Source organism: Pigmentiphaga sp. H8 (assembly GCF_003854895.1).
Taxonomy (GTDB): Bacteria; Pseudomonadota; Gammaproteobacteria; order Burkholderiales; family Burkholderiaceae_B; genus Pigmentiphaga.
Genome location: NZ_CP033966.1, coordinates 3666070 through 3686498 on the forward strand (window position 1 = coordinate 3666070; position 20429 = coordinate 3686498).

Below are 20429 nucleotides of genomic sequence, written 5' to 3' on the forward strand. Positions count from 1 at the left end.
TCAGTTGAAGCGGATGTACTCGAAATCCACCGGCTGGCGATTGATGCCCATGACCGGCGGCGCGATCCAGTTGGCGAACTTGCCCGGTTCGACCACGCGCCCCATCAGCGAGGCGACGAAGGCGCGGTCGTCCGGCGTGGCCAGCCACTGGTCCTTTCTGGCGTCCCATTCGGCCTGCGACACGACCTGGCCCTCGGGCGAGATGCGCACGCCCGACAGCGAGCCGATCTGGCGATTGAACGCCTTGTGCGGCACGGTCAGCCGCACGGGTATGCCGGCCTTCTCGATCACCTTGTTCCAGCGGCCCACGCCCGCCATCGAATCCTTGATGTAGTCGTCGCGCAGGACTTCGTTCAGGCCGTTCAGCATCGGAACCTCCTTCTCGACCAGCCTGCCGTCGCGCACTTCCAGCACCTTGTAGTTCTCGTTGCGCAGCCTGTGGTCGTCGGTGCGCTTGCCTTCCTCGTATCGCCCCTTCAGGCCCGAGCTGTAGAACGCCGCGGCGTTCGAGGACTCGTCGGCGCCGAACAGGTCGATCGTCACGCTGTAGTGGAAATTCAGGTAGCGCTGGATGGTGCCGAAATCGATCACGCCGGCCGCGCGGATGCGGGCGGGGTCGTCGGTCTTGAGCTGGTTCATGACCTCGCAGGTGCGCTGGATCACGCGCGAGACGCCCGACTCGCCCACGAACATGTGGTGCGCTTCCTCGGTCAGCATGAACTTGGTCGTACGGGCCAGCGGATCGAAGCCCGATTCGGCCAGCGCGCTCAACTGGAACTTGCCGTCGCGGTCGGTGAAATACGTGAACATGAAGAAAGACAGCCAATCCGGCGTGCGCTCGTTGAAGGCGCCCAGGATGCGGGGATTGTCCTGGTCGCCCGAGCGGCGGTCCAGCAGCGCCTCGGCCTCCTCGCGGCCGTCACGGCCGAAATAGCGGTGCAGCAGGTACACCATGGCCCACAGGTGGCGGCCTTCCTCGACGTTGACCTGGAACAGGTTGCGCAGGTCGTACATGGACGGCGCGGTCAGGCCCAGGTGGCGCTGCTGCTCGACCGAGGCCGGCTCGGTGTCGCCCTGCGTGACGATGATGCGGCGCAGGTTGGCGCGGTGTTCGCCCGGGACGTCCTGCCACGCGGCCTCGCCCATGTGGTCGCCGAAATGGATCTTGCGTTCCTTCTCGGCCGGGTTCAGGAAGATGCCCCAGCGGTAGTCCGGCATCTTGACGTGGCCGAACTGGGCCCAGCCCTGCGGATCAACGCTGATGGCCGTGCGCAAATAGACGTCGTAGTTCGTGCTTCCTTCCGGCCCCACGTCGCCCCACCAGCTCAGGAAGTTCGGCTGCCATTGTTCCAGCGCGCGTTGCAGCGTGCGGTCCTCCGACAGATTGACGTTGTTGGGAATCTTCTCGCTGTAGTTGATGCTGGACATGTCTCGACTCCGTTGGTCCGGACTGCGGATGGTTACACTCGATTCAGATCGAAGGCCGCTTTCTCGCCCTTGCCGTACACCTTCAGGGCACCCTTTTCCCCCACCGCGTTCGGCCGGTTGAAGATCCAGTTCTGCCACGCACTCAGGCGGCCGAAGATCCGCGTTTCCATGGTTTCCTGGCTGGCGAAGCGCAGATTGGCCTCCAGCCCGGTCAGCGCATCCGGCGACATGGCGGCGCGCTCCTCGATGGCGATGCGGATCTCGTCGGCCCAGTCGATGTCGTCCGGCGCCGCGGTCACCAGCCCCAGGGCGTAGGCGGCGTCCGCGTCCAGCGCCTTGCCGATCTGCGCCCGGGCGGCGGCCAGCGGCTCGGCTTCCTCGTAGAACCGGCGGTCCAGGCGCGACTGGCCGTTGACCATCGGATAAGCGCCGAAATTCAGTTCCGACAGCGTCAGCTGCGGCGCGCGACCGGGTTCGTCGGGCAGCGCCAGCATATAGGCGCGGTCGGCGGCGAAAGCCAGTTCGGCCAGCGTACCGGCGAAGCACGAATCCGGCTCGATCAGCGCGAACAGCGAACGCGACGAGACGTCCAGCCGCGCCAGCGTGCGGCGCAGAAGGCCCGTGACCTCGCGCACGAACCAGTGGCCGGCGTGGCGCTGGAGCGTGGCGTCGCAGGCCAGCACCCGGGCGGCATCGCCCTGGGTCTTGAGCAGCCAGGTGCCGATGTCCAGTTCATTAGTGCGCATGTGCAGGATGGCGTCGTCCAGTTCACGCGCCATCGCCATCGGCCACCATGCCGTGCCGGCCGCCACGATGCCGCCCACGTCCTCGGGCTGCGCCGCATTCGGCGCCTTCACGGTGAACACGGCGCTGCGATTGGCGCGGTCTATCCGCACGTCCACGTAGCGGTAGCGCAGCGCATCGGCCTCTTCGGTGCGCTCGACGCGGACCAGGGCCACGCCCTTCGCGCCGGCCGGCCGGTCGCTGGCCTCGGCCAGTCGCTGCGCGCGCTCCTGCACCACCTGGGCGAACTGCGAAGGCTTGGGCGCACAGTCCACCAGCCGCCAGTCCACCGCCCGCTGGCCGCGCACGCCTTCGCTGGTCGTGCAGAAAATGTCGGCCAGGTCATGGCGCACGTGGCGCTTGTCCGTGACGCGGGTCAGGCCGCCTGTGCCGGGCAGCACGCCCAGCAGCGGCACCTCGGGCAGCGACACCGACGAGGACTTGTCGTCGATCAGCACCAGATCGTCGCAGGCCAGCGCCAGTTCATAGCCGCCGCCGGCGCAGGCGCCGTTGATGGCGGCCAGGAACTTCAGCCCCGAATGGCGGCTGGAGTCCTCGATGCCGTTGCGGGTCTCGTTGGTGAACTTGCAGAAATTCACCTTCCAGGCGTGGGTCGACAGCCCCAGCATGAAGATGTTGGCGCCGGAGCAGAAGATCCGGTCCTTCAGGCTGGTGACCACCACCGTGCGCACTTCCGGATGCTCGAAGCGGATGCGGTTCAGCGCATCGTGCAGTTCAATGTCCACGCCCAGATCATAGGAATTGAGCTTGAGCCGATACCCCGGCCGCAACCCGCCATCCTCGGCGATATCCAGGCCCAGCGTCGCCACCTGCCCCTCGAAACTCAGCTTCCAGTGCCGGTACCGGGACGGATCCGTACGGTAGTCCACCTTCCCGGAAGCCTGATCGGCCTGAACGACATTGCTCATGACATCTCCTCGACGTTTATGCATCTTAGTGCATCAACTAGCAGTTGAATGAAAGATAGTTCATGCATCCAAGCGCGTCAAGCCTCCGCCAACTAGGATCAACCCTGACGATTCAGAACCCCCCCCCAACCCCAGACAACCGCCCCAGCCCCAGGAAACCGCGGATCCGGCTTCGCCGGTCCGCCGGTTTCGCCCCCTGGGGGCGCGCGTCAGCGCGTAGGGGGGGGCCTACTACATACTCCAGTCCACCATGCCCGCCGCGTTGCGCACCAGCGAACGCAGGCCGGCGAAAGCCTCTTCCAGCGAATGTCCGCTGGTGTTGTAGCGGGCATCGGCCTTGGCATAGAACGCGGCCCGGCCGGCCAGGATGCGCTTGAGGTCTTCCATGGCCTCGCGGCTGCCCGACATGGGGCGGAAGTCGCCCTGGGCCACGACCCGGCGCATATGGTCCTCGGGGTCGGCCTGCAGCCAGACCGTATAGCAATGCGACAGCAGCAGATTGAAGGTCGAGACGTCCGACACCAGGCCGCCCGGCGTGGCGATGACGACCTCGGGATGAATCTGCACGGTTTCTTCCAGCGCCCGCCGCTCGTAGCGGCGATAGGCGTTGGCGCCGTACAGCGAATGGATCTCGACGATGCTGCAGCCGGCCACCTTCTCGATCTCCCTGCTGAGCTCGATGAAGGTATAGCCCAGGTCCTCGGCCAGCATCCGGCCCAGCGTGGACTTGCCCGCCCCCCTCAGCCCGACCAGGGCGATGCGGGACAGGCGGGAATGGTTGTTCTCGCGCGAGCCGAACATTTCCGTCAGCGTATTGCGGGCGCGATGCAGGTCGGCCTCGGACCGCCCTTCGAGCAGCTCGCGGATCAGCAGCCACTCCGGACTGGTGGTGGTGACGTCGCCCAGTATCTCGGCCAGCGAACATTGCAGGGCCTGGGAAACCTGCAGCAGGATCAGGATGGAGGCGTTGCCCGTCCCCAGTTCCAGGTTGGCAAGGTGCCGCTCCGAGATCCCGGCGGCCGAAGCCGTGGCCTTGCGGGTCACGCCCCGGCGGGCCCGCAGCGTCCGTATTCGTTCTCCCAGCGTCACCAGAAAAGGTTCCTTGGCCGGCGCGTCGTTGGCCGCGGCCTGCCCCGCCTCGGAAACTGCCTCTTCTTTCATCGGACCTCACCCGCTAGATGGTAGGCACCCCTGGGACTTACCCGCAGGATGCAGATTCTTTTTGACACGACCCAAGCAGGCCGCGTATTGTCTCGACACACGGACATGCACGATACTTCATGATTCAACGTGCGGTGACATGAAGTCCAGTATGCCTGAGGAGACGAGTTCATGCGCGATTCATTTGAATCCCTGGTAAAGACGATAACCCGGTCCATAGGCGGACGCCCCGTGGACGCCGCGCTCGAGGACTACCTCAACCGCCACCACGGCCCGGATTCGGACTGGTTCCGCGACATGACCCGCGCCTGTGAAACCGGCGTGAGCGAGGGCTGGCTGTGCAACCGCGAGGCCGGCGGCGTGCGCTACGGCCGCGTGCTCAAGCCCGGTCCCGACTCCGCCGGCTTCTCGGTGGACGTGGTCGACATGGTCGATCTGGCCGGCCCCCACCATATCCATCCCAACGGCGAAATCGACATGGTCATGCCCCAGACCCCCGGCGCCCGCTTCGACGGCACGCCCGCGGGCTGGAAGGTCTACCCGCCCCGCAGCGCCCACCGCCCCACCGTCGCGGGCGGCCGCGCGCTGGTCCTGTACCTGCTGCCCGACGGCGCCATCGAGTTCACGAAGCCATGACCGAACTGCTCCCCAATCATCTGGCGGGCCGCTGGCAGGCCGGCGGCGGCCCCGGCACGCCGCTGTTCGATCCCGTGCTGGGCACGGAACTGGTCCGCGTCTCGAACGCGGGGCTGGACCTGGAGGCCGGCTATGCCTATGCCCGCGACAACGGCGGCCCGGCGCTGCGCGCGCTGACCTACGCGCAGCGCGCCGGCCTGCTGTCCGCGATCGTGGACGTGCTCAAGGCCAACCGCGACCGCTATTTCGATATCGCGCTGGCCAACTCCGGCACCACGAAGCAGGACTCGGCGGTCGACATCGACGGCGCCATCTTCACGCTGGGCCAGTACGCCCGCTGGGGCGCGTCGCTGGGCGCCACGCGCTGGCTGCCGGACGGCGAAACGGTCCCCCTGGCCAAGGACGGCGCGTTCCGCAGCCGCCACGTGCAGGTGCCGACGCGCGGCCTGGCCCTATTCATCAACGCCTTCAATTTCCCCGCCTGGGGATTGTGGGAAAAAGCCGCCCCCGCGCTGCTCTCCGGCGTTCCGGTGGTCGCCAAGCCGGCCACCGCCACCGCCTGGCTGACGCAGGCCATGGTCGCCGATGTGATCGCCGCGGGTATCCTGCCGGCCGGCGCTCTGTCCGTCGTCTGCGGCAGCGCCCAAGGATTGTTGTCGCCCCTGCAGCCCTTCGACGTGGTGTCGTTCACCGGCTCGGCCGATACCGCCGCCGCCATCCGCTCGCACGACGCCGTCGTGCGCCGCTCGGTGCGCGTCAACATCGAGGCCGACAGCCTGAACAGCGCGCTGCTGCTGCCCGACGCGCAGCCCGGCTCCGAGGCCTTCGATCTGCTGGTGCGCGAAGTGGTGCGTGAAATGACGGTCAAGTCGGGGCAGAAATGCACGGCCATCCGCCGCATATTCGTTCCCGCGTCCTGTTACGCGGCGGCCGGCGAGGCCATCGCCGCGAAACTGTCGCGCATCACCGTGGGCAACCCGCGCAACGAGACGGTCCGCATGGGCGCGCTGGCCAGCCGCCAGCAATGGGAAAGCGTGCAGTCGGGTACCGCGGCCCTGCGCCGCCACGCCGACGTGCTGCACGACGGTTCGGCGGTCCCGCTGGTGGATGCCGATCCGTCCGTGGCGGCCTGCGCCGGCCCCACGCTGCTGGGCGCCGCGCGCCGCGAGGGCGCCGGCATCGTGCACGACACCGAGGTATTCGGCCCGGTGGCCACGCTGCTGCCTTATGAAGGCTTGCCCAACGCGCTGGACCAGATACGCCTGGGACAGGGGTCGCTGGTGGCCTCGCTCTACACCGCCGACGCCGCGCTGGCCGCCGACGCTGCCCTGGCGCTGGCCGACAGCCACGGACGCCTGCACGTCGTGACGCCCGAGGTCGCCGCCGTCCACACGGGCCACGGCAACGTCATGCCCATGTCGCTGCACGGCGGCCCGGGCAGGGCCGGCGGGGGCGAGGAACTGGGCGGCTTGCGGGCGCTTGGCTTCTACCATCGCCGTGCCGCCGTCCAGGCTGCCGGCGCCGTGACGGACCTCCTGGGCGGCGCCGAGCCGCGGCGGAGCGCCCCGGGACATTGACACAGGACGCCGCCGGCGCCAGGCCCGACCAGAGGCCGCCGGAGGTTTCACACCTTCGCATACACGAGGAGACCATCATGCCTGCCGATTGCTCCGCCCCGCCGCCCGACTTCAATTTCGCCGGCCACCTGCTGGCGATCAATGCCGAGCGCGCCGCCAAGACCGCCTACATCGACGACCGCGGCGCGCTGACCTACGGCGAGCTGGACAAGAAAGTGCGCCGCGCCGCCAGCGCCCTGCTGGGCCTGGGCATCCGGCCCGAGGACCGCGTCCTGCTGCTGATGAACGACTGCACCGACTGGCCCGTCACCTTCCTGGGCGCGCTGTATGCCGGCATCGTGCCGGTGGCGGTCAACACGCTGCTCACGCCGGCGGACTACGCCTACATGCTGGAGCACAGCCGCGCCCGCGCCGCGCTGGTCTCGCGCGCCCTGCTGCCCAAGCTTTCCGCCGCGCTGGGCGCGTGCCGGCACGGCGTGCGCCAAGTCGTCGTCTCGCGCGACGGCTCCGATGCCGAGGTGGGCGGCACGCTGGACTTCGACGACTGGCTGGCCGCGCACGAGCCGCTGGCGGCGCCCGCCCCCACGCTGGCCGACGAGCCCGCGTTCTGGCTGTATTCGTCCGGATCCACCGGCAAGCCCAAAGGCACGGTGCACACGCACGGCAACCCCTACTGGACGGCCGAGCTCTACGCCAAGCCGGTGCTGGGCATGCGCGAGGACGACATCGTGTTCTCGGCCGCCAAGCTGTTCTTCGCCTATGGCCTGGGAAATGCCCTGACCTTCCCGCTCAGCGTGGGCGCCTCGGTGGTCCTGATGGCCGAACGCCCCACGCCCGAGGCCTGTTTCGAGCGGCTGAGCCGGCTGCGGCCCACCATCTTCTGCGGCGCGCCCACCGGCTATGCCGGCATGCTGGCCAGCGCCGCGCTGCCGCCGCGCGCCCAGGTCGCCCTGCGCCTGTGCTCGTCGGCCGGCGAAGCCCTGCCCCAGGACATCGGCGAACGCTTCACCTCGCATTTCGGCTGCGAGATCATCGACGGCATCGGCTCGACCGAGATGCTGCACATCTTCATTTCCAACCGCTCGGGCGACGTGCGCTATGGCACCACGGGCAAGCCGGTCGACGGCTACGAGGTGGAGCTGCGCGGCGAGGACGGCAAGCCGGTGGCGACCGGCGAGATCGGCGACCTCTACATACGCGGCCCCAGCTCGGCCCTGATGTACTGGAACAATCGCGAGAAAAGCCGCGAGACCTTCCTGGGTGCCTGGACCAAGAGCGGCGACAAGTACAGCCGCGACGCCGACGGCTACTACACCTATGCGGGCCGCAGCGACGACATGCTCAAGGTCAGCGGCCAATACGTCTCGCCCTTCGAGGTCGAGGCCACGCTGGTACAGCACCCGGCCGTGCTGGAAGCCGCCGTCATCGGCATCGCCGACGCCGAAGGCCTGACCAAGACCAAAGCCTACGTGGTGCTCAAGCCCGGCCAGCAGGCCTGCGATGCGCTGGCCGCCGACCTGAAGGCATTCGTGAAGTCGCGCCTGGCGCCGCACAAGTATCCCCGCCAGATCGAATTCGTGGGCGACCTGCCCAAGACCGCCACCGGCAAGATCCAGCGTTTCCGCCTGCGCGAGCAGGAGGCCGCGTCGCAGGGGGTCCCTGCATGAACTCGCGCGCCCCCCTGAACACCGCCCCGGCCGGCATCGCCGACGGACTGCCCGTGCGCTTCGCCAACGTATCCTGGGATGGCATGCGGCACGACATCGAATACGTGCTCATCGCTCCCCAGCGCGCCCGGCAGCCCCTGCTCGTGTTCCTGCACGAAGGCCTGGGATCGGTCACGATGTGGAAGGACTTCCCCTACGCGCTGTGCGAGGCCGCCGGCTGCCGGGGCCTGGTCCTGTCGCGCTGGGGCTATGGCCAGTCCAGCCCCCGCCCCGGACACGAGAAATGGCCGGTCGATTTCATGCACCGCCAGGCGCGCGATTTCCTGCCGGCCTTCTTCGAGGCGATCGGCCATGACACCCGGGCCGACCCGCCCTGGCTGTACGGACACAGCGACGGCGGATCGATCGCGCTGCTGCATGCGGCGGCCTGCCCCGACCGCGTGGGCGGGCTGATCGTGGCCGCGCCCCACCTGTTCGTCGAACCCGTCACGCTGGCCAGCATCCAGCAGGCGCGCGACGGCTACGTCACGACCGACCTGCGCAGCAAGCTCGCGCGCTACCACGCCGACCCGGACTCGGCCTTCTGGGGCTGGAACGACGTCTGGCTGAACCCGGAATTCAAGCACTGGAACATCCAGGCGCTGCTGTCCACCATACGCTGTCCGGTACTGGCGGTGCAGGGCCACGACGACGAGTACGGCTCCATGGCGCAGATAGACGGCATCGCCCGGGAGGTTCCCCACGCCGAATTGCTCAAGCTGGACGACTGCGGCCACTCGCCGCATCGCGACCAGCCGGCCCGGCTGATCGAGGCAAGCGTGGCGTTCATGCGGCGCCACCATACGTAGCACCCTGTCCGGCTTGCCGGACGCCCACGACGATGCGCATCCGCATGGCGCATCGGATTTTTCCACCAAGAACAGGGCCGCCGACCACGCAGCATGGCCGCCCACCAGGAGACTCGCGATGAACGCTTCCCAACGCAAATTCACCGTCCTCGCCGCTGCCTTGATGGCCGCGTCGTGCCTGGCGGTGCCCGCCGGCGCCCAGGCTCCCGGCAAGGTCAAGGTCGGCCTGATGCTGCCCTACACCGGCACCTACTCCGCCCTGGGCACCGCCATCGAGAACGGCTTCCGGCTTTACGTGCAGGAACAGGGCGGCAAGCTGGCCGGGCGCGAGATCGAGTACTTCAAGGTGGACGACGAGTCCGATCCGGCCAAGGGCTCGGACAACGCCAACAAGCTGGTCAAGCGCGACCAGGTCGACGTGCTGGTGGGTACCGTTCACTCCGGCGTCGCGATGGCCATGGCCAAGGTCGCCAAGGACAACAAGACGCTGCTCATCATCCCCAACGCCGGTGCCGACGACGTCACGGGACCGCTGTGCGCGCCCAACATATTCCGCTCGTCGTTCAGCAACTGGCAGCCGGCCTACGCCATGGGCCTGGTCGCCGCCACCCAGCTCAAGCACAAGACCGCCGTCACCCTGAGCTGGAAGTACGCGGCGGGCGACGAGTCCACCAACGGCTTCAAGGAAGGTTTCGAATCCAAGGGCGGCAAGGTCATCAAGCAATTGAACCTGCCCTTCCCCAACGTCGAGTTCCAGGCGCTGCTGACCGAGATCGCCGCGCTCAAGCCCGACGCGGTCTACGTGTTCTTCGCGGGCGGCGGCGCGGTCAAGTTCGTCAAGGACTACGCGGCGGCGGGCTTGAAGGACAAGATCCCGCTGTACGGCGCCGGCTTCCTGACCGACGGTACGCTGGAGGCGCAGGGCGCCGCGGCCGACGGCCTGCTGACCACGCTGCACTACGCCGACGGCCTGACCCTGCCCAAGGACAAGGCCTTCCGCGCCGACTACGCCAAGACCTACAAGCTGCAACCCGACGTCTACGCCGTGCAGGGCTATGACGCCGCCCAGCTGCTGGCGGCCGGCCTGAAGGCCGCGGGCGGCGACATCAGCAAGCGCGACGCCGTCGTCAAGGGCATGGAACAGGCCAAGATCGACAGCCCGCGCGGCCCGTTCACGATGTCCAAGGCCCACAACCCGATCCAGGACATCTACCTGCGCAAGGTCGAGAACAAGACCAACCACCTGGTAAGCGTGGCGGTGAAGGCGCTGGCCGATCCCGCTCGGGGCTGCAGGATGTAACCCCCCCCTACGCGCTGACGCGCGCCCCCCAGGGGGCGATGCGGGTGGACCGGCAGAGCCGGATCCACCGCATCCTGGGTCTAGTGCCGTTATCCTGGATTGTGGCAGTCGTGCTTCGCTGGCAGGCTGCGGTAGCAACGGTGTGGCGTATCAAGAAACGGGAACTAGACCCAGGGCGCCGCGGATCCGGCTTTGCCGGTCCGCCAGTGCCGCCCCCTTGAGGGGGCGCCCGAAGGGCGTAGGGGGTGGGTTCTATACGGAGTGTGGGATGGATTTGACGACGTTTCTTATTCAGTGCCTGAACAGCGTGCAGTATGGGTTGTTGCTGTTCCTGATCGCCAGCGGGCTGACGCTGATCTTCGGGATCATGGGGGTCATCAACCTGGCGCATGGCAGTTTCTACATGATCGGCGCCTACATGGCGTTCTCGCTGTCGTCGCTGACCGGTAATTTCGTGCTGGCGCTGGCGCTGGGCGTGGTGCTGGCGGTGGCGTTCGGGTATGTGCTGGAGTGGTGTTTCTTCAGCTTCCTGTATGAACGCGAACACCTGCAGCAGGTGTTGATGACCTACGGGCTGATCCTGGTGTTCGAGGAAATGCGCAGCATCCTGGTGGGCGACGACGTCCATGGGGTGCCGGTGCCGGGCTGGCTGGAGGGCGGCATCGCCATCGGCAACGACATGACTTATCCGGTCTACCGGCTGTTCATCTCGGGCGTATGCGTGCTGCTGGCCGTGGCGATGTACGCCGCGCTGAAGAAGACCCGGCTCGGCATGATGGTGCGCGCCGGGGCGACCAACCGCGAGATGGTGCAGTCGCTCGGCATCAACATTTCGCTGCTGTACCGCATCGTCTTCGCCGTGGGCGTGGCCATCGCGGTGCTGGCCGGCATGATCGCGGCGCCGGTGTCCTCGGTGTATCCGGGCATGGGCGGATCGGTGCTGATCATCTGTTTCGTCGTCGTGGTCATCGGCGGCATCGGCTCGATCAAGGGCGCGCTGGTCGCCTCGCTGCTGATCGGCTTCGTCGACACCTTCGGCAAGGTGTTCTGGCAACAGGCCGCCGGCGCGCTGATCTACGTTTTGATGGCCGCCATCCTGCTGTGGAAACCGGAAGGCCTCTTCAAACAAGGGACTTAGCCCCCCCTACGCGCTTCGCGCGCCCCCCAGGGGGCGATGCGGGTGGACCGGCAAAGCCGGATCCACCGCATCCTGGGTCTAGTGCCTTTATTTTGGGTTGTGGCAGCGGCGCTTCGATGGCTGCCAGCGGTAACAACGGTGAATATGGAATGAAAGCTTCTTCTCTTCTTGCCTGGATCGTGGCGCTGGCGGTGCTGGCCTTGCTGCCGGTGCTGCCCGAGCCGATCGGCACGCCGTTCCACGTCGAGCTCGGCGCCAAGGTGCTGATCATGGCGATCTTCGCGCTAAGCCTGCAGCTGCTGGTGGGCCATACGGGGCTCGTCAGCCTGGGGCACGCGGCCTATTTCGGCGCGGCGGCGTATGCGGTGGCGATGTTCACGCCGCGCTACGAAGCCGGCAACGGCTGGCTGCTGCTGGTGGCGGCGGTGGGCTGCGCGGCTTTGCTTGCGCTGGCGATCGGCCTTCTGGTGATGCGCACGCGCGGCATCTACTTCATCATGGTCACGCTGGCCTTCGGCCAACTGGTGTACTTCGTGTTCCACGACGTCGAGGCCTTCGGCGGCAGCGACGGCACCTACATCTACAACAAACCGGCCTTCACGCTGGCCGGCCGCGGCCTGGTCGACCTGGACCAGGCGCCGCAGTTCTACTGGTTCACGCTGGCGGGACTGGCGCTGACGCTGGCCGTGCTGGGCCTGGTGCTGCGTTCGCGCCTGGGCCATGCGCTGGTGGGCATCAAGCACAATGAACCGCGCATGCGGGCGGCCGGCTACAACACCCTGGCCTACAAGCTCGCCAGCTTCACCTTGGGCGGCGCGCTGGCGGGCCTGGCGGGCTTTCTGTATGCCACGCAGCACGGCTACGTCAACCCGGAACTGGTGTCCTGGCACCAGTCCGGCAACGCGCTGCTGATGATCATCCTGGGCGGACTGGGCAGCCTGGCCGGCGCGGTGATCGGCGCCTTCGCCTTCGTCCTGCTGGCCGAATGGTTCCAGGATCTGACCAAGCACTGGCAACTGCTGATGGGCGGCTTCATCATTCTGGCCGTCGCCTGGATGCCCCAGGGCCTGGCGGGCGGTTTCTCGCGTCTGCGCCTGCCGCGCCGCGGCCGCCCCCAGCCGCTGGCGCCGCCCGAGGCGGCCGCTCGCGGCGACGCCTCCTCCACTCCCTCCTCGGCCACGGAACAGACGATATGACGGCAGTGCTCCAAGCCCAGGGCCTGAGCCGCCACTTCGGCGCGCTCAGGGCCATCGACAACGTCTCGCTGTCGCTCGCACCCGACCGCATCCATGCCGTGATCGGCACCAACGGCGCGGGCAAGTCGACCCTCATCCACCTGCTGTCGGGCGAACTGCCGCCCACGGCCGGCCGCGTCCGCCTGCATGGCCGCGACATCACCGGCTGGTCGCAGCCTCGCCGCGCGCAGGCCGGCATAGGGCGCAGCTACCAGCGCAACACGATCTTCCTGCCGCTGACGGTGCGCGAGAACTGCCGGCTGGCCGCGCAGGCGCGCACGCAGCGCCCCTGGCAATTCTGGCAACCGGCCCAGGGCTGCCGCGCCAGCCGCGAACGCGCCGATGAAGTGATGGAGCGCGCCGGCCTGACCGCGGTGGCGGACAAGACCGCCGCCAACCTGTCGCACGGCCAGAAGCGCCAGTTGGAAGTGGCGATGTGCCTGGCCACCTCGCCCACGGTGCTGCTGCTGGACGAACCGCTGGCCGGCATGGGCGCCGAGGAATCCGAACGCATGCTGGAACTGCTGCGGCGGCTGCGGCAAGGCCATGCCATCCTGCTGGTCGAACACGACATGGACGCGGTGTTCGCGGTGGCGGACGACATCACCGTGATGGTCAACGGCAGTCCCATCGCCAGCGGGCTGCCGGCCGACGTGCGCAACAACCCGGACGTCCAGGAAGCCTACCTGGGCTCGGCCCACTGACCCCGGCGCCGGAGAAAAGGAAGACAGATGGAAGCGCTCATCGACGCCAGCCAGGTGCACGCCTGGTACGGCAGCAGCCATATCCTGCACGGGGTGGATTTCCGCCTGGGCCGCGGGGAAACCGTCGGCCTGCTGGGACGCAACGGCATGGGGAAATCCACCCTGATCCGCACCCTGCTGGGCCATGTCAAGCAGCGCGACGGACGCATCTCGATCGGCGGCCGCGACCTGTCGCGCGGCAAGCCCTATGAAGCCGCCAAGGCCGGCATCGCCTACGTGCCCGAGGGCCGGGGCATCTTTCCCAACCTGACGGTGAAGGAAAACCTGGTGATGGCGGCGCGGCGCGGCAGCGGCGGCCAGGCCGACTGGACGCTGGAACGCGTGCTGGCCACGTTTCCGCGGCTGACCGAACGCATGAGCAACCTGGGCTGGCAGCTCTCGGGCGGCGAACAGCAGATGCTGTCCATCGGCCGCGCGCTGATGACCAATCCCAGCGCCATCATCCTGGATGAAGCCACCGAAGGGCTGGCGCCGCTGATCGTGGCCGAGATCTGGCGGGTGATCGGCGACATCCGGCGCAGCGGCCTGGCCACCCTGGTGGTGGACCGCAACTACCGGATGGTCATGGCCAATTCCGACCGGCTGGTGGTCATGGAAAAAGGCCGCATGGTGCTGGAAGGCCAGGCGCAGGACCTCGCGCACCGGCCCGAGGCGCTCAGCCGCTACCTGGGGGTGTAGGGCGCCGCCCCTCAGTCGTCGGCGGTCTCGCCCACCTGCTCGGGCGGGATCTCGAACACCTGCCGCAGGTACGCCAGGTAGGCCTTGTCCTCGCACATGGTCTTCTCCGGCGTGTCGGACACCTTGGCCACCGGCTGGCCATTGCACTTGACCATCTTCATCACCACCTGCAGGGGCTGGTAGCTCAGGTCGTTGGTCAGGTTGGTGCCGATGCCGAAGGCGGTGATGCAGCGCCCCGCGAAATGCTTGGCCAGGCTGATCGCCAGCGGGAAGGTCAGGCCGTCCGAGAACACCAGTATCTTGGTGCGGGGGTCCACGCGGTTCTGCTTGTAGTGCTCCAGCAGGCGCTCGCCCCAGGTGAAGGGGTCGCCCGAATCGTGCCGCGCGCCGTCGAACAGCTTGCAGAAATACATGTCGAAGTCGCGCAGGAAGGCGCTCATGCCGTAGACGTCGGACAGCGCGATGCCCAGGTCGCCGCGGTATTCGCGCGCCCAGACCTCGAAGCCATAGATTTGCGAGTCGCGCAGGCGCGGCCCCAGGCCCTGGCAGGCCTGCAGGTATTCGTGCGCCATGGTGCCCAGCGGCGTCAGCCCGTGCTTCATCGCGAAATACACGTTGCTGGTGCCCGAGAAATGCTCGCGCATCTGATCCTTGAGCGTGATGATCACTTCCTCGTGCCAGGCCTTGGAGAAACGGCGGCGAGTGCCATAGTCGGCGATGTGGAAATCGCTCAGGGCGGGGTCGCCGCGGACCAGTTCCACCTTGCTCATCAGGCGCTGGCGGCCTTCGGCATAGGCCGGCACCAGGTGGTTGTTGCGGAAATAGACCTCGTTGACGATGGCCAGCACCGGGATCTCGAACAGGATGGTGTGCAGCCACGGCCCCTGAACGGTGATGTCGAGCTCTCCCGGCGACTGCGACCTGGACACCGAGATGCAGCGCCTGGGCAGATGGAACAGCCTCAGGAAGTCGACGAAATCGCTCTTGATGAAGCGCATGCCGCCGAGGTAGTCCAGTTCCTCCTGGGTGAAGCGCAGTTCGCACAGCGCATCGATTTCTTCGCGGATCTCGTCCACATAGGGATGCAAGTCTATCCCCGGGGTCCGGCACTTGTACTTGTACTCGACCTGCGCCGCCGGGAACTGATGCAGGACGACCTGCATCATCGTGAACTTGTAGAGGTCGGTATCCAGCAAAGACGTGATGATCATGGCTACGAACCGCTCTGGTTGCCGTAGGGAGTGCCGATGTTGCCGGCGGTCATGCCGTAGACGTGCTCCGCGCCGGGAAAGGCGCCGGTCTCGACTTCCTGGGCATAGCGCCGGAAGGCCTGCAGGACCGCATCGCCTCCTGCGGGCGCCCCGACCATGTAGTTCTTAACGAACTTGGCGGGCGTGGCCGTCAGCCCGAGCATGTCGTGCAGGACCAGCACCTGGCCCGAGCACGCCACCGAGGCGCCGATGCCGATGGTGATCAGTTGCACCGCTTCGCACACCTGGCGGGCGACGGGATCGGGAACGGCCTCGATCACCATCATGGCGGCGCCGGCCGCCTCGACCGCCCGGGCGTCGGCCACGATGCGGCGCGCCTCGGCGTCTTCCTTGCCCTGCACGCGATAGCCGCCCAGCGCGTGCACGTGGGACGGCAGGAGGCCGATGTGGCCGCAGACGGGAATGCCGCTGCGGGTCAGGAGTTCGATGGTGGGCGCCAGCTCGGCCCCGCCCTCGATCTTGACCATCTGCGCGCCCGCCTGCATCAGCGTCACGGCGTTGCGCAGGGCCTGCTGGGGGCTTTCCTGGTAAGTCCCGAAGGGCATGTCGGCCAACAGGAAGGGGCGGCGAGTGCCGCGCGCCACGCAGGAGACGTGGTAGGCGATGTCCTGCAACAGCACCGGCAGCGTCGAATCCCTGCCCTGCACGAGCATGCCCAGCGTGTCGCCCACCAGGATGCAATCGACCTCGGCATCCTCCATGACCTTGGCGAAACCGGCGTCATAGCACGTCAGCATGGAAATCTTCCGCCCCGCGGCAAGCTTCTTGCGCAGGACGTTCAGGGTGGATCGCATCGTACGGTCTCCAGTGATGCCTGTTGTGTAACCAAGGAAAATAGCACAGGAGAGGACTCATCCCCGCCCAAGGCCCCCTTCCCACGCCACACTCCCATGGCCCTCCAAGGGGAATGGCCTGCCGAACCGCGCGAGTCCGGTAAAATCATGGGCTGACCTGAAACTTTTATCCAGCATCGTCCTGGAGCCGCCTATGACTCACGTCGTCACCGAGAACTGCATCAAGTGCAAATACACCGATTGCGTGGATGTCTGCCCGGTCGACTGCTTTCGCGAAGGCCCGAACTTCCTGGTGATCGACCCTGACGAGTGCATCGACTGCGCCGTCTGTATCCCCGAATGCCCGGCCAATGCCATCCTGGCCGAGGAAGACGTTCCCGCCAACCAGATGCATTTCGTCCAGATCAACGCCGACCTGTCGCAAAGCTGGCCCAGCATCACGCGCACCAAGCCGCCCCTGCCCGACGCCGACGAGTGGAAGGACAAGGAAGGCAAGCTGGATCTCCTAGAGAGGTAGAGTCCCCCCCTACGCGCTGACGCGCGCCCCCCAGGGGGCGGCACTGGCGGACCGGCGGAGCCGGATCCGCTGTGCCCTGGGGCAACCCGCCGCCCGGAATTAATGGATTGATGTCGGATAAGTACACCGTCGAGACGGTTACCTGGGTCAAGACCTGGGTGCCGCACAAGCTTTTCTCGTTCCGCACGACGCGGTCGCCCGGCTTCCGGTTCGTGCCGGGGCAGTTCGCGCGTCTGGGCGTCGAGCGGCCGGACCCGGATGCCGAAGACGGATCGGGGCGCCGCATCGTGTGGCGGGCGTATTCGATCGTGTCGGCGCCCTATGACGATTTCCTGGAGTTCTTCTCCATCGTCGTGCCCGACGGCGAGTTCACCAGCGCGCTCGAGCACCTGCGCGAAGGCGACAAGCTGTACGTCGACAAGACCAATTTCGGCTTCCTGACCACGGCCGCCTTTCCCAGCGGCAAGGACCTGTGGATGCTGGCCTCGGGCACCGGCCTGGCCCCGTTCGTCTCCGTCCTGCAGGACCTGGACGTCTGGGAAACCTACGATCACCTGATCGTCGTCCACAGTGTGCGCACGGCCGAGGAACTGGTCTACCGGGACACCATAGAGGGCTTGCGCGACCACGAGGTCTTCGGCGAATTCTGCCGGGAACAGCCGGGCAAGCTGATCTACCTGCCCTCGGTCACGCGCGAGCGGGTCGAGGGCGCCCTGGACGCCCGCATCACGACGCTGATCGCCAGCGGCGAGCTGGAGCGCCGGGCCGGCGTCACGCTGGATCCGTCGCGTTCGCGCATCATGTTGTGCGGCAACCCCGAAATGGTGTCTGATTTGCGCAAATTGCTGGCGGAGCGCGGTTTTGGGGCCTCCCGCCGGGGTAAACCAGGCAATCTGGCCGTGGAAAACTATTGGTGACACCGAGTTGCGCGGCCGGCGCGATACACCGATTGTGCAATGCAATATAATCGGTTTACTGGTGAATCGATTGCCCACCCGTGGTCTGGAGCAAGGATGCTGTATCAATTACATGAATGGCAGCGCGCCCTGTTGACGCCTTTTGCCCACTTCGCCGACGCCTCGGCGCAGTTGTTCTCGAATCCCTATAGCCCGCTTGCCTACACCCCGCTGTCGCGGCGGCTGGCGGCCGGCTACGAGCTGCTGTACCGGCTGGGCAAGGACTACGAGAAACCGGCCTGGGACCTGCCCACCACCACACTCGATGGCGCCGAGGCCACCGTCACGGAACAGATCGCGGCCGCCCGGCCCTTCTGTAACCTGGTGCATTTCGTGCGCACCCCGATGTCGCCACGCAAGGCCGCGGCCCGGCGCAAGCCCGATCCCACCGTGCTGCTGGTGGCGCCGCTGTCCGGCCACCACGCCACGCTGCTGCGCGACACCGTGCGCGCGCTGCTGCCCGAGCACGACGTCTACGTCACCGACTGGATCGATGCCCGCATGGTGCCGCAGTCGGCCGGCCCCTTCCACCTGGCCGACTACGTCGGCTACATCCGCGACTTCATCCGCCAGCTGGGTCCGGAGGTCCACGTGATCTCGGTGTGCCAGCCCACGGTGCCGGTGCTGGCCGCGGTCTCGCTGATGGCCTCGGACAACGATCCCAAGCTGCCGCGCAGCATGATCATGATGGGCGGCCCCATCGACCCGCGCAAATCGCCCACGCAGGTCAACAATCTCGCCAAGACCAAGTCCTATTCCTGGTTCGAGAACACCCTGATCCACCGCGTGCCGCCGCGCTTCCCCGGCTCGGGCCGCAAGGTCTATCCCGGCTTCCTGCAGCACGCCGGCTTCGTCAGCATGAACCCCGACCGCCACCTGAAGTCGCACTACGACTTCTACCTGGACCTGGTGCGCGGCGACGATGACGACGCCGAAGCGCACCGCCGCTTCTACGACGAATACAACGCCGTCCTGGACATGCCCGCCGAATACTACCTGGACACCATACGCACGGTATTCCAGGACTTCGAGCTGCCGCGCGGCGTCTGGAAGGTAAACGGCCAACTGGTCAAGCCTTCGGACATCCGCTCGGTGGCGCTGTTCACGATCGAAGGCGAGCTGGACGACATCTCGGGCTCCGGCCAGACCGAGGCCGCGCAGGACCTGTGCAGCGGCATCCCGGCGGACCGCAAGCGCCATTTCACCGCCCCGCGCTGCGGACACTACGGTATTTTCTCGGGCCGGCGCTGGCGCGAAGTCATCTGTCCCCAGATCGCCGAGTTCATTCGCCAGCACCAGGACGCGGCTTGACCGGGCGCCAGCCGTGAACCGGATCGACCTCGTCGATGCGCAACTGCCGCAGACCCAGTGCACCAAATGCGGCTATGACGGCTGCCGGCCCTATGCCCGGGCGCTGGTCGAAGGCGACGTGCCGATCAACCGCTGCCCGCCCGGCGGCGACCTCGGCATCGCCCGGCTGGCCGCGGTGCTGGGCAGGCCCATCCTGCCCCTGGACGAGACGCGCGGCCAGCATGTCCCCCTGCACGTGGCGCGTATCGACGAGCAGCATTGCATAGGCTGCACGCTTTGCATCCAGGCCTGCCCCGTGGATGCCATCGTGGGCGCCAACAAGGCCATGCACACCGTGCTGACGGCCCTGTGCACGGGCTGCGATCTGTGCGTGGCCCCCTGTCCCGTCGATTGCATCACCATGGAGCCCGCCCTGCCAGCGCGCGCCTGGACCGACGACGATGCCTCCGCGGCCCGCTTGCGCCATCAGCGGCGCGCCACGCGCCTGGCCCGCGAAAGCCGCGAGGACCAGGAACGCCTGCGCGCGCGGTCGGCCATGCGGGAGCAGGCTTCCCCGGCCCTGTCGGCCGCCGCCACGGCCGCGGGCACCGACGAAGCCGCCGAACGCAAGCGTGCCATACTAGAGGCCGCCCTCGCCCGGGCCCGCTCCCGGCGCGCGCACTGACCCCGTCCCGTCATCACAACAACGGCCCGAGCCGTGTCCGCATGAACGCCGCCAAACGACTAGCGATCTTCGAGCGCCTGCGCGCCGCCAATCCCTCCCCCCGAACCGAACTCGAATACGGGTCGACCTTCCAGCTGCTGATCGCCGTGCTGCTGTCGGCGCAGGCCACCGACAAGTCGGTCAACCTGGCCACGCGCCGCTTCTTTCCCGAGCACGGCACGCCCGAGGGGCTGCTGGCCCTGGGCGAGGAAGGCCTCAGCCAGTACATACGCACCATCGGCCTGTACAAGACCAAGGCCAAGAATGCGATCGCTACCTGTCGCATCCTGCTCGAGCAGTATGGCGGCGAGGTGCCCGCCGACCGCGAGGCCCTGGAAGCGCTGCCGGGCGTGGGCCGCAAGACCGCCAACGTGGTGCTCAATACCGCATTCCGGCAAGTGGCCATGGCGGTCGACACGCATATCTTCCGCGTCGCCAACCGTACCGGCATCGCGCCGGGCAAGACCGTCCGCCAGGTCGAGGACAAGCTGCTCAAATTCGTGCCCAAGGAGTTCCTGCTGGACGCCCACCACTGGCTGATCCTGCATGGACGCTACATCTGCGTGGCGCGCAAGCCCAAGTGCCCGCAATGCGGCATCGCCGACCTGTGCGAATACAAGGACAAGACGCCTGCCGCCTAGGGCCGGCCGCCGGGTACGCGGTTTGCGTGGTGCAGGCTTGAGCGGGAAGGTCGCGCGGCGCGACAATTCCCTTGCCAGGCTTGTGAAAAGGA

Annotated in this window: 19 protein-coding genes; 14 read left to right on the top strand and 5 right to left on the bottom strand. The window is 67.3% G+C overall.

Going from position 1 to position 20429, the window contains the following annotated elements; genetic code table 11:
• From boxB to EGT29_RS17300, 3 genes are all read right to left on the bottom strand, one after another.
• Window positions 1–1428 (bottom strand): benzoyl-CoA 2,3-epoxidase subunit BoxB, encoded by a 1428-nt coding sequence (boxB, locus tag EGT29_RS17290; RefSeq protein ID WP_124690137.1) that lies wholly within the window; start codon window positions 1426–1428, stop codon window positions 1–3.
• Window positions 1429–1460: 32 nt separating this feature from the next.
• Window positions 1461–3140, bottom strand: coding sequence for a 2,3-epoxybenzoyl-CoA dihydrolase (gene boxC / locus EGT29_RS17295; protein WP_124690138.1), 1680 nt, complete (start codon window positions 3138–3140; stop codon window positions 1461–1463).
• A 231-nt stretch (window positions 3141–3371) separates the two neighbouring features.
• Window positions 3372–4301: a helix-turn-helix transcriptional regulator gene (locus tag EGT29_RS17300; protein ID WP_124690139.1), complete on the bottom strand. Its 930-nt coding sequence runs from the start codon at window positions 4299–4301 to the stop codon at window positions 3372–3374.
• A gap of 171 nt (window positions 4302–4472) precedes the next feature.
• On the opposite strand from EGT29_RS17300, the gene EGT29_RS17305 reads away from it, so the two are divergent.
• The 9 genes from EGT29_RS17305 to EGT29_RS17345 all read left to right on the top strand — a co-directional run bounded on the left by EGT29_RS17305 (window position 4473) and on the right by EGT29_RS17345 (window position 14144).
• Entirely contained in the window at window positions 4473–4937 is a 465-nt protein-coding gene (locus EGT29_RS17305) for a DUF4863 family protein (protein ID WP_124690140.1), read from the top strand.
• Window positions 4934–6514, top strand: a complete 1581-nt coding sequence (locus EGT29_RS17310; protein WP_124690141.1) for a 3,4-dehydroadipyl-CoA semialdehyde dehydrogenase — start codon at window positions 4934–4936, stop codon at window positions 6512–6514. The genes EGT29_RS17305 and EGT29_RS17310 overlap by 4 nt, the downstream gene beginning before the upstream one ends.
• Window positions 6515–6591: 77 nt before the next feature.
• Window positions 6592–8181 carry a benzoate-CoA ligase family protein gene (locus EGT29_RS17315; protein ID WP_124690142.1) on the top strand — a complete coding sequence of 530 codons (1590 nt, stop codon included), beginning with the start codon at window positions 6592–6594 and terminating at the stop codon, window positions 8179–8181.
• Complete coding sequence (locus EGT29_RS17320) at window positions 8178–9029, top strand: alpha/beta fold hydrolase (RefSeq protein ID WP_370282426.1); 852 nt, start codon at window positions 8178–8180, stop codon at window positions 9027–9029. Before EGT29_RS17315 ends, EGT29_RS17320 begins: the two co-directional genes overlap by 4 nt.
• Window positions 9030–9147: 118 nt before the next feature.
• Window positions 9148–10329, top strand: a complete 1182-nt coding sequence (locus EGT29_RS17325; protein ID WP_124690143.1) for an ABC transporter substrate-binding protein — start codon at window positions 9148–9150, stop codon at window positions 10327–10329.
• 268 nt (window positions 10330–10597) lie between these two features.
• Entirely contained in the window at window positions 10598–11467 is an 870-nt protein-coding gene (locus EGT29_RS17330; RefSeq protein ID WP_124690144.1) for a branched-chain amino acid ABC transporter permease, read from the top strand.
• Between the two features lie 149 nt (window positions 11468–11616).
• The gene (locus EGT29_RS17335; RefSeq protein WP_124690145.1) at window positions 11617–12663 is read left to right on the top strand and encodes a branched-chain amino acid ABC transporter permease; all 1047 of its coding nucleotides are present in this window, start codon (window positions 11617–11619) and stop codon (window positions 12661–12663) included.
• Window positions 12660–13406: an ABC transporter ATP-binding protein gene (locus EGT29_RS17340; RefSeq protein ID WP_124690146.1), complete on the top strand. Its 747-nt coding sequence runs from the start codon at window positions 12660–12662 to the stop codon at window positions 13404–13406. Before EGT29_RS17335 ends, EGT29_RS17340 begins: the two co-directional genes overlap by 4 nt.
• A 27-nt stretch (window positions 13407–13433) precedes the next feature.
• Window positions 13434–14144, top strand: a complete 711-nt coding sequence (locus tag EGT29_RS17345) for an ABC transporter ATP-binding protein (protein WP_124690147.1) — start codon at window positions 13434–13436, stop codon at window positions 14142–14144.
• Between the two features lie 11 nt (window positions 14145–14155).
• Here the strand turns inward: EGT29_RS17345 and pncB are convergent, their stop codons facing one another.
• Together pncB and panB are read right to left on the bottom strand one after the other, a co-directional pair.
• Window positions 14156–15355 carry a nicotinate phosphoribosyltransferase gene (gene pncB / locus EGT29_RS17350; protein WP_124690148.1) on the bottom strand — a complete coding sequence of 400 codons (1200 nt, stop codon included), beginning with the start codon at window positions 15353–15355 and terminating at the stop codon, window positions 14156–14158.
• A 2-nt stretch (window positions 15356–15357) separates the two neighbouring features.
• A complete protein-coding gene (gene panB, locus EGT29_RS17355; protein WP_124690149.1) occupies window positions 15358–16209 on the bottom strand; it encodes a 3-methyl-2-oxobutanoate hydroxymethyltransferase in 852 nt (283 codons plus the stop codon).
• A 193-nt stretch (window positions 16210–16402) separates the two neighbouring features.
• Here panB and fdxA point away from each other — a divergent pair, with 193 nt between their 5' ends.
• The 5 genes from fdxA to nth all read left to right on the top strand — a co-directional run bounded on the left by fdxA (window position 16403) and on the right by nth (window position 20337).
• A complete protein-coding gene (gene fdxA, locus EGT29_RS17360; protein ID WP_124690150.1) occupies window positions 16403–16726 on the top strand; it encodes a ferredoxin FdxA in 324 nt (107 codons plus the stop codon).
• Window positions 16727–16836: 110 nt separating this feature from the next.
• Entirely contained in the window at window positions 16837–17643 is an 807-nt protein-coding gene (locus EGT29_RS17365; RefSeq protein WP_124690151.1) for a ferredoxin--NADP reductase, read from the top strand.
• A gap of 96 nt (window positions 17644–17739) precedes the next feature.
• The gene (locus tag EGT29_RS17370) at window positions 17740–18993 is read left to right on the top strand and encodes a polyhydroxyalkanoate depolymerase (protein ID WP_124690152.1); all 1254 of its coding nucleotides are present in this window, start codon (window positions 17740–17742) and stop codon (window positions 18991–18993) included.
• A 13-nt stretch (window positions 18994–19006) separates the two neighbouring features.
• Window positions 19007–19657: an electron transport complex subunit RsxB gene (rsxB, locus tag EGT29_RS17375; protein ID WP_238160067.1), complete on the top strand. Its 651-nt coding sequence runs from the start codon at window positions 19007–19009 to the stop codon at window positions 19655–19657.
• A gap of 41 nt (window positions 19658–19698) precedes the next feature.
• The gene (nth, locus tag EGT29_RS17380) at window positions 19699–20337 is read left to right on the top strand and encodes an endonuclease III (protein ID WP_124690154.1); all 639 of its coding nucleotides are present in this window, start codon (window positions 19699–19701) and stop codon (window positions 20335–20337) included.
• The last annotated feature ends 92 nt before the right edge of the window (window positions 20338–20429 follow it).

What these genes read in the sequence shown, in the direction of transcription:
- boxB (WP_124690137.1), bottom strand. Translation starts at nt 1,428, where the DNA reads ATGTCCAGCATCAACTACAGCGAGAAGATTCCCAACAACGTCAATCTG.
- boxC (WP_124690138.1), bottom strand. Translation starts at nt 3,140, where the DNA reads ATGAGCAATGTCGTTCAGGCCGATCAGGCTTCCGGGAAGGTGGACTAC.
- EGT29_RS17300 (WP_124690139.1), bottom strand. Translation starts at nt 4,301, where the DNA reads ATGAAAGAAGAGGCAGTTTCCGAGGCGGGGCAGGCCGCGGCCAACGAC.
- EGT29_RS17305 (WP_124690140.1), top strand. Translation starts at nt 4,473, where the DNA reads ATGCGCGATTCATTTGAATCCCTGGTAAAGACGATAACCCGGTCCATA.
- EGT29_RS17310 (WP_124690141.1), top strand. Translation starts at nt 4,934, where the DNA reads ATGACCGAACTGCTCCCCAATCATCTGGCGGGCCGCTGGCAGGCCGGC.
- EGT29_RS17315 (WP_124690142.1), top strand. Translation starts at nt 6,592, where the DNA reads ATGCCTGCCGATTGCTCCGCCCCGCCGCCCGACTTCAATTTCGCCGGC.
- EGT29_RS17320 (WP_370282426.1), top strand. Translation starts at nt 8,178, where the DNA reads ATGAACTCGCGCGCCCCCCTGAACACCGCCCCGGCCGGCATCGCCGAC.
- EGT29_RS17325 (WP_124690143.1), top strand. Translation starts at nt 9,148, where the DNA reads ATGAACGCTTCCCAACGCAAATTCACCGTCCTCGCCGCTGCCTTGATG.
- EGT29_RS17330 (WP_124690144.1), top strand. Translation starts at nt 10,598, where the DNA reads ATGGATTTGACGACGTTTCTTATTCAGTGCCTGAACAGCGTGCAGTAT.
- EGT29_RS17335 (WP_124690145.1), top strand. Translation starts at nt 11,617, where the DNA reads ATGAAAGCTTCTTCTCTTCTTGCCTGGATCGTGGCGCTGGCGGTGCTG.
- EGT29_RS17340 (WP_124690146.1), top strand. Translation starts at nt 12,660, where the DNA reads ATGACGGCAGTGCTCCAAGCCCAGGGCCTGAGCCGCCACTTCGGCGCG.
- EGT29_RS17345 (WP_124690147.1), top strand. Translation starts at nt 13,434, where the DNA reads ATGGAAGCGCTCATCGACGCCAGCCAGGTGCACGCCTGGTACGGCAGC.
- pncB (WP_124690148.1), bottom strand. Translation starts at nt 15,355, where the DNA reads ATGATCATCACGTCTTTGCTGGATACCGACCTCTACAAGTTCACGATG.
- panB (WP_124690149.1), bottom strand. Translation starts at nt 16,209, where the DNA reads ATGCGATCCACCCTGAACGTCCTGCGCAAGAAGCTTGCCGCGGGGCGG.
- fdxA (WP_124690150.1), top strand. Translation starts at nt 16,403, where the DNA reads ATGACTCACGTCGTCACCGAGAACTGCATCAAGTGCAAATACACCGAT.
- EGT29_RS17365 (WP_124690151.1), top strand. Translation starts at nt 16,837, where the DNA reads ATGTCGGATAAGTACACCGTCGAGACGGTTACCTGGGTCAAGACCTGG.
- EGT29_RS17370 (WP_124690152.1), top strand. Translation starts at nt 17,740, where the DNA reads ATGCTGTATCAATTACATGAATGGCAGCGCGCCCTGTTGACGCCTTTT.
- nth (WP_124690154.1), top strand. Translation starts at nt 19,699, where the DNA reads ATGAACGCCGCCAAACGACTAGCGATCTTCGAGCGCCTGCGCGCCGCC.